Origin of the sequence: Streptomyces sp. rh34, assembly GCF_002551245.1 — a bacterium.
In the GTDB taxonomy this organism is placed as follows: Bacteria; Actinomycetota; Actinomycetes; order Streptomycetales; family Streptomycetaceae; genus Streptomyces.
Window position 1 is genome coordinate 1 of the sequence record NZ_NTGZ01000230.1, and the last position, 11,722, is coordinate 11,722.

Below are 11,722 nucleotides of genomic sequence, written 5' to 3' on the forward strand. Positions count from 1 at the left end.
ACCGCGGAACGCCCGCGGGCTACCTCGCGCCCGCCGCGGCGGCCGCCGCCGTCACGGCCGCGCTGAACAGTGCTCACGCCGCCGTCCAGACGTTCGGAGCGGCGGGCACGAGCGATCCCGGCGTGGTCCGGCTCTTCCGGGCAGCCTACGAGGCAGCCCGGCTCTGCGGTTCGCCCCGACTGCTGTGGAAGCAGGCCGGCGCACGCCTGCCGGCTCCGCCGGGCGAGGGGGGACCCGTTCCTCGCGCCTGACCTCGGAGCGGGTTGTCCGATGCTTGAACCGACCAGCGGAGGACGCTCCTGAACTGCAACGATGTGCACTTGCCCAGCGACCTGTTGGCTGCTGCACGGAAAGAGGCACTCTCCAGGTGAGTAAGCGTGTCGGACTCCACCCGCGCGTCCGGGTCGAGGGTGGTGGCAGCGGGATGGTCGCGCGGGCCGGGGCGGTGCTGCGAGCCGAGCCGTCCGTGTTCGGCCCGATGCCCCTTGACTCGCCGGCCTTCCGGTTCAGCGACGCCCGTGCCACAGCCGACCTCCAGCCGCCTCGCTGCCGTCGGGCCCGCCGCGAGGACCGCATGGGTGCGTGCCTGTCGCCCCGCGCCCGTTCAGCAGCACGCCGTCTGCGAACCCGTCGTCGTGCATACCCTGTCCGATTCCAGCCATTCTTGCATTTCGACTCAAGGAAAATTCCCGCAGGCTGGATTGTCTGCGAAGTGCCTATGCGGCCCCTGCAATGTCGGGGCATAGAGAGGCTATCGCCGGCATGTGTGACAGTTCGCCACCGACGTGGAGCCGAAGCTGCCGGTCTACCTGCCGCTTCTCCGGAGCGACTGGTCTCTAATTGAACTGCCCACCAGCCCCGATGTGGTCGGCTGGTGACACTGGGTCAACTTGTCGGAAGGTGGCTACGTGAAGTATGCAAACCTACTGAGGGCGGCACGCGTGCGGGCGGGGATGACCCAGCAGCAGCTGGCCGACCTGTCGACTGTCAGCATCAGGGCGATTCGGGATCAGGAACTCGGCCACGCCAGGGCTCCGCGGAAAGAAACCGTCAGACTGCTCGCCGACGCACTGCAGTTGAGCGAGGTAAGGCGGCTGAAACTGGAGGCTGCGGCGGCTTGCCGGCTCGGCGCGGAGTCTTTGGGCGGTGAACTGCCGCAGCCACCGACGCCGCTGCAGCCGATCGTGGGGCGGCAAGGCGACGTGGCGTCGCTCACGGAGTTGCTCGGGCAGAGCGGACACCGGCTGATCACTGTTGCCGGGATCGCCGGAGTGGGCAAGACCAGGCTGATCCAGGAGGTGGTCAACTCCCTGCACCTGGCCAACCGCGTCCCGGTCATCTGGCTGAGCGCAGACGGCGGGGGAGACCGGCCGAGTGGCCTGTCCGGGCGGATATCCGCGCTGCTCACCGGCGAGTGCGCTGTCGAGGACATAGCCGACATGCTGGCGGACGCCAACGTCCTGCTCGTCATCGAGGGCCACCGGATAGGCCGGGGCGTGGAGAGCACGATCCGGGCGCTGCTGCACCGCTGCCCCGGGCTGCGGGTTGTCTACGAGACCCGCGAGCCGCTGCCCCACCTGGAGGGTGCCGTCGGCCATACGGTGCTACCGCTCACCACGCCTGCCTGGAGCCCAGGTGGCACTGATGCCTCGTTCGCCGACTACCCGGCTGTGCAGTTCCTGCTGTCCCAATGCTCACGGCTGAGGCCGGAAACGATGTTCGACCCGGAGGCGGTGTCGGCGATCGCGGGGATCGCCTGCCTGCTGGACGGCATCCCTCTGGCGCTGAAGACCGCCGCGTTCGGCCTGGACTTCTACGAGCCGACCCAACTGCTGGACATCGTGTCGCGTTCCTCCCTCGCCTTCGTTCGCCCGAGATTTCCCAGCGACGCCGACCTGCCCGGGATGCTGACACAGACGGTACGGTCGCTGGGGCCGAAGGACGCCCAGGTCCTGCGTCGGCTGGCGGCGGCACACAAGCCCTGGTCCCTGCAGGGCGCGATCGCCCAGCTGGGCGGCTCGCCGGCCGAGCTGATGCAGCGGATCTACACGCTGACCTGCTATGGGCTGGTCCGCCGGGTCGGGCCTCCAGCGGACCGGCAGGCAGGCCGCTTCATGGTTCTCAACTTGATCTGCCACGCGCTCGACGAGCTGCGGCCCACCTCGCGCGAGCTGCCACTGGTCGTCCTCCAGCAGCGCGTGCCCCCGCTTGTCGAGGTGTGCCGTTGAGACCGGCGGGCCGGCTCCCGCGGCCCGGGAGTTCACGGAGAGCATCGAGGAGAAGTGATGGATTTCGACAGTGAGATGCCGGCCGAACAGTGGACCCCGGTGCGCTATCTGCCGGGGGCGGCTCGGTTCACCAAGACGGTCAGTGAGTTCGACGTCTACCAGTTCGCCGGGCTGACCGGCGACTTCAACCCCGTCCATGTGGACGCCGTCTTCGCCGCCGAGCACCCGGTCGGCGAGCGTGTCGCCCATGGGGCCTTCCTGGTCGGGCTGATGTCCTCGGCCGGAGCACGCTGGATGGCCAGGGAGAAGGTTGACGGGCTCTCGTTCGCGTACAGCGGCATCCGGTTCGTGTCCCCGGTGAAGCTCGGTGACACCATCACCTGTTGCTACGCGAAGAAGGCCGAGTCACTGGACGGCACCAGGACCTACGCCGGCGTGGACGCGTTCAACCAGAACAATGAGCTGGTGGCATTCGCCCAGCACGTTCTCTGGGTCAACCGGTCCGCCACGGCCGGGTGATCCGAAAAGCGGTGCCGGCGGGCGGCAGTTGCCGCCTGCCCGCCGCATCAGATGCCGGTCCGGGCGCGGGCCGGACGGCTAGTCTTCTCAGGCATCCCCCGCCGGTCTGAAAGCGTTCCCCTGTTTCCACGGCGGTTCCGATACGCGATACACGGGAACCCGGCGGCCGGGCGGATGCGGGCCGGATCCGGGCCGGAATTGTTGGTCGAACGGATTCTACCGGACAGCATGCAAAGGAACGGAGTAGGCGATGAGTGACGCCATTTCCGGGACGGATCGGAATGCGGACTGGCTGATCGTGTGCACCCAAGAAGGGCGCCACAGTATCTGGCCAAGGGAACTCCCGATCCCGCCGGGTTGGACCAGGAGGGGTCCCGCCGGTGCGAAACCGGAGTGTCTGGAATGGATAGCGAAGAACTGGCTGGACCCCCGATCGGCCGGCGTGGGAGGAGAAGCTCGGTGAATACAGGACGTTGGCTGATCCGCGAGCCCGACCCGGAGGCCGCAGCACGGTTGTTCTGCTTCCCGATCTCCGGCATGGGCGCCTCGGTCTACCGGCAGTGGCCGGAGCGGATCGGCGGTTACGACGTCTGCCCGGTCCAGCTGCCCGGCCGTGAGAACCGCATGCGGGAGCAGCCGTTCGCGACCATGGAGGAGTTCGCGGAGCAGGCCGCCGACGCGCTCGGCGGCCTGCTCGACCGGCCCTACGCGGTGTTCGGGCAGTGCTTCGGCGCCCGGCTGGGCTACGCCCTGGTCGGCGAGCTGGTGACCCGGCGACTGCCGCTGCCGGCCCGGTTCTTCGCCTCCGGCTGCCTGGCCCCGCACCAGGGCGGTCGCTTCGGGCCCTTCTCGCCGGAGACCACCGACGAGGAGTACACCGCCGAACTGCTCCGCGCCTGCCGGACCAGGGGTGAGCCGGAGCCGCCCGCGGAGCTGCTCGCCATGTCCGTCAGGGTGCTGAAGCCCGATGTGGCGCTCTCCTGCGGGTACGTACCCGCAGGGCCCGATGGCCCGCCGTTCCCCATTACCAGCATCGGCTGGAAGGACGACAGCCACGTGCGTCCCGACGAGATGGGCGCCTGGGAAGCGTACGGAAAGGTGGACCACGTGGTCCTGCCGGGCGACGACTCCACCTTCCGCACCGCACCCCGGGATCTGCTCGACGTACTGACCGACGGTCTTCCGGCCGAGGAGAGGTTGCCACTGTGAACACGGAGACCGGGGCGCCCGGGGACGGCCCCCGCCCTCTCACCGAGCTCTTCGCCGCATCCGTCGCCTCGCACCCCGGGCGGACGGCTGTGAGCGACGACACCGGCCACAAGCTGAGCTACGCCGATCTCGACCGAGCTTCCGCCCGGCTCGCCCGCCGGCTCATCGCGGAAGGCGTGCGCCCTGAGGACCGGGTAGGAGTCCACCGCGAGCGGGACCTCGACCTGGTGGTGGCCGTCCTCGGCGTGCTGCGGGCCGGAGCCGCCTACGTGACCGTGGACCTGCGCTATCCACGAGCCCGGCGCGAACTGATGCTCCGCGCGGCGGACACCCGCCTGGTCCTGACCGACGCCGACGGCGGGCCGCCGCTCGATGATGACCGGGCCACGCTCGGCTGGACGCACCGGGAGGCGGCACCCCTCGACCGGGCGGTGCCGCCCACCGACCCCGTCGCGGCGCTGCCGACCGTGCGTCCGCAGGACGCTGCCTGTGTGCTGTTCACCTCCGGATCCACCGGCACACCAAAGGGCGTCGTCCTTGAGCACCGCAACCTCACCCACTTCGCGGCCAACCCGGCGCTGGTGCCGCTCTCGGCGACCGACCGGGTGGCACAGGTCTCCAACGTGTCGTTCGACGCCTTCCACTTCGAGCTGTGGTGCTCGCTCGCGGCCGGCGCCGAGATCGTCATGATGCCGTCGCTGCCCGATCTCGTCAGGGTCGACGTCGGCCGCGAGCTCCGGCGTCGGCGGGTCACCGCGATGCTGACGCCGACGATGGCGTTCAACCATCTCGCCGCCGAGGACCCGGACGTCTTCGCCGGGCTCCGGGTTCTGCACACCGGTGGGGACGTGGTGCGGCCGTCGGCGTGCCGCGCCGTACTCGAAACCAGCTTCACGGGCAGGCTCTCCAACCTCTACGGGCCGACCGAGGCCACCACCGCCGCCACCGGCCATGAGATCACCGAGGCACCGGCGGACGGGGGCAGCGTCCCGATCGGACGGCCGCTGACCGGCGTCACGGTGCAGGTGCTCGACGAGCGGCTCGCCCCCACCCCCACGGGCAGCGTCGGTGAGCTGTACGTCGGCGGGGCCGGGGTGACCCGCGGCTACCTGCGGGATCCGGCCCGGACGGCGGAACGCTTCCTCCCGGACCCGGTCGGCCCGCCCGGATCCGTCGTGTACGCCACCGGCGACCTGGTGGTCCAACACCCCGACGGCCTGCTGGAGTACGTCGGCCGCTCCGATGCCCAGGTGAAGGTCCGCGGCTACCGGGTGGAGCTGCGCGAGGTGGAACGGTCCCTGCTGGCGCACCCGGAGGTGCTCGACGTCGCCGTGCTGTCGCGCGGCGATGACCACGACCGCACCTTGGTCGCCTTCGTCGTCCCGAAGGGCCGGCCGGCCCTGGCCGAACTGCGCCGGTACGCGCAGGACGTGCTGCCGGACTATCAGGTGCCCGCCGAGTTCGTGCGGGTCGCCGACGTTCCGGTGACCGGCCACGGCAAGCGCGACGACGCGGCGCTGCTCGCCCGGCTGGCCGAACGCGACCTCAAGCGCGGTGACTTCGTGGCGCCGCGCACCGACAGCGAGCAATACCTCATCCAGGTCTGGAGCGAGATGCTCGGCATCGAACGAGTCAGCGTCACCGACGACTTCTTCTCCCTGGGCGGCCACTCGATGCTGGCGTTCCGCATGAGCCGGCGCATCACCCGCGACCGCGCGTCGCAGGTGTCGGTGCTGGACATCCTCAACAACACCATGCTGGCCGAACTGGCCGGCGCGCTCGACCGGGCCGCGACCACAGGAGGGGCGGCATGACACCACACGTCATCGTGAACGATCTGGACCTGACGGACTGTGAGCCCTTCGTCCGGGGCGAGGCCCACCTGCTCTGGCGGCGTCTGCGGCAGGAAGCCCCGGTGCACTGGAACCCCTCGCCGGACGGTGGGTTCTGGGCACTGACCAAGTACGAGGACGTGCTCGCCGCCTATCGCGACCACGAGACGTTCAGCTCGGCGCACGGGGCTATCCTCGGCGGTTCCTACCACAGCAAGGTGGACACCGCCTCGAACCGGATGCTGGTCTGCGCGGATGTCCCCCAGCACCGGTCGCTGCGGCGGCGGGTGCAGCCGGTGTTCTCGCAACGGATGGTCGCCCGGGTCTCGCGCGAGGTGCGCCGTACGGTCGGCGCCGCCCTCGACCGGTTCTGGGCGGACGGCGGCGGCGACTTCGCGAGCGAGGTTGCCCCTGAGCTGCCGGCCGCCGCCCTGGTGGCGCTGATGGGGATCGGCCACCGCGACGCCCACCACCTGATCGGCCTCACCCGCCGGATGATCGGCTACCGCGACGAGGACTTCGAAGGCGGCATCGCGGACGAGGGACTGCGCCTGGCCGCCGTCCAGGGGGAAATCTTCGACTTCTTCCTCGATCTGGTCGCCGAACGCCGGTCGGCCCCGGGCGACGACGCCGTAACCCTTCTGCTGTCCCCCGCCGACGGCCGCGAACTCGATGAGGACTCGCTGCTTTTCAATCTGATGAACCTGGCCGTCGGCGGCAATGAGACCACCCCGCACAGTGCGAGCGGTGGAGTGCTGGCACTGCTGGAGACACCGGGCCAGTGGGAGCGGCTGCGCGCCGACGCGGGCACCGTTGGCACGACCGTCGAGGAGATATTGCGCTGGACGTCCACCAACGCCTACGTACAGCGGACCGTCACCAGGGCGACCACCATCCGCGGAACCCAGCTCGCCGCGGGCGACTCGGTGACCCTGTGGAACGCCTCTGCCAACCGGGACGAGGAGCAGTTCACCGACCCGGACCGGTTCGACGTCGGCCGCACCCCCAACCGGCACCTGGCCTTCGGCAGCGGACCGCACCACTGCATCGGCGCCGGCACGGCTCGCACCGAACTCACCGCCCTGGTCGAGGAGCTGCGGTCCAGGCCGGGCCGGCTGGAACAGGCCGGCGAGCCGGTGCGGCTGCGATCGAACTTCATGCTCGGGATCAAGAGTCTGCCCGTCCGGGTGGTGGTCTGAGTGGCCGCCGACCACACCGTGGGCGGCCGGACCACCGATGGCCACATCACTTTGGCCGACGTCGGCGCCGCCGCCAACGACCCAGGACTTCCCGACATCGCCGACCCGGACCTCTACGCCGATGGTGATCCGCTCCCGGTCTGGGAACAGCTGCGCGCGACAGCCCCGGTGCACTGGAACGACCACCCGCACGGCGGCGGGTTCTGGGCGGTGATGACCCATGCGCCCGCTGTCCAGGTCTACCGGGACAACCACACATTCACCTCCGAGCGGGGCATGAGGCTGGGCTCTCACCCGCAGGCCGTCGCGGCGGCCGCCGGCCGCATGCTGATCGTCACCGACCCACCGCGGCACTCCCAGGTCCGCAAGACGATGAACCCGGCCTTCACCCCGCGGCGGACGGCAGCGCTCGAGCACACCATGCGCGAGGTACTCGAACCTCTGCTGGACGCGGCCCTGGAGAAAGGCACCGTGGACTTCGTCGACGAGGTCGCCGCCGTCCTCCCCTCGGCGATCGTCTGCCACCTGATGGACATCGGCCAGCGCGAGCGGCTCAGCCTGGTGGAGCTGAGCAGCACCGCATTCGGCTCGTCGCTGGGTGCGAACGGCTGCCCGGTCTCCCCGAGCGCCCGCACCCTGGCCAACGCCGAGATCTTCCGGTTCTACCGCGACCTGCTGGCCCGTCGGCGCGCCGCTCCGGGCGAGGACGTCGTCAGCCTGCTTGCCGAAGGGATGGCTGACGGTGCCCCGCTGACCGACCAGGAGATCCTGCTCAACTGCAACGGGCTGCTCACCGGCGCCAACGAGACCACCCGTCTGTCCTCCGCCGCCGGGCTGCTGGCGCTCATGGACAACCCCGGACAGTGGCAGCGGCTACGCGACAGGGAGGTGGACCTGGACACCGCCGTGGACGAGATCCTGCGGTGGTCCACCCCCGCCATGCACGTGGTGCGGGTCGCCCGCACCACGACGGTCATCGGAGGGCAGACCGTCCGAGCCGGCGAGCAGGTCGCGATCTGGAACCCATCGGTCAACCGCGACGAGAGCGTGTTCGACCAGCCGCACACCTTCGACCTCGGCCGCCGGCCCAACCGGCACCTGGCCTTCGGCCTGGGGAACCACTTCTGCATCGGCGCCTCGCTGGCCCGCGTCGAGCTGCGGGTGTTCCTCCACGTGCTGCTCGACAAGGTCGCCGGCGCGCGGTTGGCAGGCCCGATCCGGCGCATGCGGTCGAACTTCATGTGGGGCATCGAGTCCCTGCCCGTCACCTTGCAGCCCCACTGACCAGCGGAGGAAGCGTGAACAGCGATCTATCGGTCGAGGACGTCGTCCGGACGGCCTGGTGCGAGGTACTGACCCTGCCGGGCGCCGATCTCGGCGACAACTTCTTCACCTCCGGCGGTCACTCCTTCGCCGCCGTCGAGCTGATGGCGAAGGTGGAGGAGTCACTTCCCATTGAGTTCCCGTTCCAGCCGTTCCTCATGGACGGAAGCCTGGGAGCCCTGGTCCACGAGTGCGAGCTGCGGCTGACGGCCGGCCCTCGGCTTCTGGAGGAGGACCGTGGATAACCTCTTCGACGACCCGGACGGCCTCTTCCTCGTCCTGTCCGACCCGCGGGGCCGGCACTCTGTCTGGCCCGCCGCCCTGGACCTGCCGGCCGGGCTGACGACCGTCCACGGCCCCCACCCCCGTCAGGAGTGCCTCGACATCATCGACAGCGCACTGGCCGGCTCCCGCAAGGGGAACGCGGGGAGTGGCCAGGGCCTCGCTGAGCCGTCGGCCGGACCGGTCGGCACACCAGGAGAGCCCTCGCTGGAGGCACTCCGCGCGGTCTTCGCCGAATTGCTGCAGTGCGACGTGATCGGCCCCGACGATGACTTCTTCGCCCTCGGAGGCCACTCGCTGCTCGCCACCCGGCTGACCAATCGCATCAAGGAGCGGTTCCAGGTCGGAGTCTCGCTGCAAACCCTCTTCGAGAACCCGACACCTGCCTCGCTCGCGGAGGAGCTTGCCCAGGGTCAGCCGGCCGCCGCGGCCCGCGTCCGGAGGCCGCTGGGGAGTGCGAAGCCGTGAACGGCCCGCAGACGGTGCTGGCGTTGGAGTTCCGCGGCATGGGCGAGACCACGGGTGACTTCGGGTTTCTGGCTCAGCAGCCCGGATCTGCCCCGTTGGTCCGGATCGACCCCCTGGTGCACCACCTCACCCGGCCGCTCGAACTCCAGGAGCAGGCTGAACTCGTGCTGCGCGACGCCCCGGCCCCCGTCGCCATGGTGCTGACGTACTGCGGTACGGCGGCCCTCGGGCTGCGGGTCGCGGCGCTGGCGGACGCACCCGTGGTGCTCGTGGACCCGTACCTCGTCACCGACCGGGACGTGCACCGCGACTTCGCGCGGCTGTGCGTGTCCGCCGGGATCGGGCCGCCGGAGGCCGGCGGCTTCGACCTTCCGCGCTGGGAAGCACTCCTGCTCAGCTCCCGGGACGCGATGGCCGAAACGCACGGCGGCGACGAGCTCGCGTACGAGCTCGTCGACGACCTGCTCGCGCGCTACCGGGCCTGGCTGCGGTTCCTGCGTGCCAGTCTGGAGGCGGTCGGCCCGGTGGCCGCGTCGCGAACCGTCACCGTGCTCACCGCCCGGACGGCGGAGCACTGGGCGCCGCTCCTGCCGGTCTGCGTCGAGCCGCGCCTGCACCGGGTGCCGGGCGACCGAGGGATCCTCGACACCCCGGAGGCCAGGGCGCTGCTGAAGGACCTCGTCCGAAGTTCCTGAACCACCCGTGACGGCCGAGCGCCGGGGGCGGTCCGCGGCTCTTCTGCGCGGACCGCCCCCGGCGCTCAGCCGTCACGGCCTCGCCGGCACCACCTGTTCCGCCTCGGCCCGACGTGCCACGACGCTCAGCGGCGCGTCGGGATCGTCGGTGAGGGCCGTCACCAGCCGTTCGAAGCACCCGGCCAGCGCCTCCACCGTCACCCGGTCGTACAGAGCGGTCAGGTACTCCAGCGCACCGGTGATCCCGGCCGGGTCACCGCATGCGTCCAGCCGCTCCATCAGCGTGAGGTCCAGGTCGGACTTGGCGGCGGCCGCCCGGAGCGGCAACGGGTCGACCTCCAGTCCTGGGGCGGTGAAGGACGACGGCGCCTCCTGCTCCAGGGCCAGCCCGATCTGGAAGAGTGGATTGCGGGTGAGCGAGCGCGGTGGGTTCAGCTCCCGCACGATCCGGTCGAAGGGCAACTGCCGGTGCTGGTACGCCTCCAGGTCGGTGGCCCGGACCCGGCCGAGCAGGGCGCGGAAGTCCGGATCGCCGGACACATCGGTGCGCAGCACCAGGTTGTTGACGAAGAACCCGACCACGTCGTCCAGTCTCTCGTCCGTCCGGGTGTCCACCGGGGTGCCGATCGGCAGGTCCGTCCCGGCTCCTCGCACGGTGAGCGCGGCGGCGAAGGCCGCGTGCAGCGCCATGAACAGAGTGGTGCCGGATTCCCTGGCCAGTCGCAGCAGCGCGCGGTGCGACTCCGCCCCAAGGGCGACCGGGACGAAGGCATTGCCCTGGTCAGCCCGCTCCGACCGCGCCCGGTCGGGCGGGAGCGTCGCCTCCGGCGGCAGCGCGGCCAGCGTGTCGCGCCAGTGGCGGAGCTGCTCCGCCAGTGGGCTGCCGTCCCGCTCGGCGTCGCCGAACACATCCCGCTCCCAGAGTACGTAATCGGCGTACTGGAGCCGTCCGGCTTCCGGTGCCAGCTCCGGGGGACATCCGTCGAGCCGGGCACGATAGGCAGCGCCGAGGTCGCGCAGCAGGACGGGGACGGACCGGCCATCGCAGACGATGTGATGGACCACCAGCAACAAGACGCACGAGGTGTCGTCCAACGAGACCAGGTGGGCCCGCAGGAGCGGCCCGTCGGCCAGGTCAAAGGCATGCCCGAGGCAGTCGGCGAGCAGACCGTCCAGCGCGGGGTGCGCACAGTCGGCCCGTTCCAGCACGACCCGCGCGGACTCCTCGTGCAGCACGTACTGGTAGGGCTCGCCGTCGGCGTCGGGGAACACGGTCCGCAGCGCCTCGTGGTGGGCGACGGTGTCGTTCACCGCTGCCTCCAGCGCCTCGGAGTCCACCGCTCCGCGCAACCGCAGGGCGACGCCGACGTTGTAGGAGGGGTTCGGACCCTGGATCTGGTCCAGCATCCAAAGCCGCAGCTGGGCGGGTGCGACGGGCAGCCGGCCAGGGCGGGGCACGGAGGCCGGCCGGGGCCGGGCCTGCCCGGCGTGATCCATCCAGGCGTCCAGCCGGGCAACGGTCGGGGCCCGGAAGACGGCGTCCAAATTCATGTCCGCCCCGAAGACCTTACGGATCCGGCTCACCACGCGAGCGGCCAGCAACGACTGCCCGCCCAAGGCGAAGAAGTCGTCGTGCGGACCCACCGATGCGACACCCAGCAGCTCAGCGAAGATCAGGCAGAGAATCTCCTGCCGGGCTGTGCGGGGTACCGCTCCCGCCGTACCCGCGGGGGCCGGCGGAGTGTGCCCTGACGCCGGGGCGGGGACGTGGGACAGGCGCTCGATCTGGCCGTCGGCCCGTACCCGGGCCCGCTCGCCGGTGCGGTGCATCCGGCCGCCGGCGGAGCCGTGCGGATCGGCGACAAGGTGCTCGGCCACCGCGCGCGGGCCGCGGTCGTCGCCGGGGGCTCCCCCCGGCCCGACGCCCGGCCCACCAGCGGCGAGGTACAGCTCTGTCTCTTATACAC

Annotated in this window: 13 protein-coding genes; 12 read left to right on the forward strand and 1 reads right to left on the reverse strand. The window is 70.7% G+C overall.

Annotated features, from left to right (window positions below; translation table 11 throughout):
- The 11 genes from CR470_RS39795 to CR470_RS29790 form a co-directional block, all read left to right on the forward strand.
- A partial coding sequence (locus CR470_RS39795; protein ID WP_218923787.1) for a hypothetical protein occupies window positions 1–251 on the forward strand: 251 nt, incomplete at its 5' end.
- Between the two features lie 657 nt (window positions 252–908).
- Window positions 909–2,228, forward strand: coding sequence for a helix-turn-helix domain-containing protein (locus tag CR470_RS29745; protein ID WP_257138958.1), 1,320 nt, complete (start codon window positions 909–911; stop codon window positions 2,226–2,228).
- Between the two features lie 57 nt (window positions 2,229–2,285).
- Window positions 2,286–2,747: a MaoC/PaaZ C-terminal domain-containing protein gene (locus CR470_RS29750; protein ID WP_097870590.1), complete on the forward strand. Its 462-nt coding sequence runs from the start codon at window positions 2,286–2,288 to the stop codon at window positions 2,745–2,747.
- A gap of 250 nt (window positions 2,748–2,997) precedes the next feature.
- Entirely contained in the window at window positions 2,998–3,210 is a 213-nt protein-coding gene (locus CR470_RS41385; protein ID WP_097870591.1) for an MbtH family NRPS accessory protein, read from the forward strand.
- On the forward strand, window positions 3,207–3,956 hold the full coding sequence (locus CR470_RS29760) for a thioesterase II family protein (protein WP_179892410.1): 750 nt from the start codon (window positions 3,207–3,209) through the stop codon (window positions 3,954–3,956). Before CR470_RS41385 ends, CR470_RS29760 begins: the two co-directional genes overlap by 4 nt.
- Window positions 3,953–5,770 (forward strand): non-ribosomal peptide synthetase, encoded by a 1,818-nt coding sequence (locus CR470_RS29765; protein ID WP_097870593.1) that lies wholly within the window; start codon window positions 3,953–3,955, stop codon window positions 5,768–5,770. Before CR470_RS29760 ends, CR470_RS29765 begins: the two co-directional genes overlap by 4 nt.
- Window positions 5,767–6,987 carry a cytochrome P450 gene (locus CR470_RS29770; RefSeq protein ID WP_097870594.1) on the forward strand — a complete coding sequence of 407 codons (1,221 nt, stop codon included), beginning with the start codon at window positions 5,767–5,769 and terminating at the stop codon, window positions 6,985–6,987. Before CR470_RS29765 ends, CR470_RS29770 begins: the two co-directional genes overlap by 4 nt.
- Window positions 6,988–8,271 carry a cytochrome P450 gene (locus tag CR470_RS29775; RefSeq protein WP_218923788.1) on the forward strand — a complete coding sequence of 428 codons (1,284 nt, stop codon included), beginning with the start codon at window positions 6,988–6,990 and terminating at the stop codon, window positions 8,269–8,271.
- 14 nt (window positions 8,272–8,285) lie between these two features.
- On the forward strand, window positions 8,286–8,555 hold the full coding sequence (locus CR470_RS29780) for a phosphopantetheine-binding protein (RefSeq protein ID WP_179892411.1): 270 nt from the start codon (window positions 8,286–8,288) through the stop codon (window positions 8,553–8,555).
- Window positions 8,548–9,060, forward strand: coding sequence for an MbtH family protein (locus CR470_RS29785; protein ID WP_097870596.1), 513 nt, complete (start codon window positions 8,548–8,550; stop codon window positions 9,058–9,060). Before CR470_RS29780 ends, CR470_RS29785 begins: the two co-directional genes overlap by 8 nt.
- Window positions 9,057–9,755 (forward strand): hypothetical protein, encoded by a 699-nt coding sequence (locus tag CR470_RS29790; RefSeq protein WP_097870597.1) that lies wholly within the window; start codon window positions 9,057–9,059, stop codon window positions 9,753–9,755. Before CR470_RS29785 ends, CR470_RS29790 begins: the two co-directional genes overlap by 4 nt.
- 72 nt (window positions 9,756–9,827) lie before the next feature.
- On the opposite strand, the gene CR470_RS29795 is transcribed toward CR470_RS29790, so the two are convergent.
- The gene (locus CR470_RS29795) at window positions 9,828–11,585 is read right to left on the reverse strand and encodes a condensation domain-containing protein (protein WP_257138957.1); all 1,758 of its coding nucleotides are present in this window, start codon (window positions 11,583–11,585) and stop codon (window positions 9,828–9,830) included.
- Here CR470_RS29795 and CR470_RS40110 point away from each other — a divergent pair.
- Window positions 11,523–11,722 (forward strand): hypothetical protein (locus CR470_RS40110; RefSeq protein WP_218923790.1); only part of this gene is annotated, 200 nt, incomplete at its 3' end. The two genes, CR470_RS29795 and CR470_RS40110, sit on opposite strands and share 63 nt — an antisense overlap.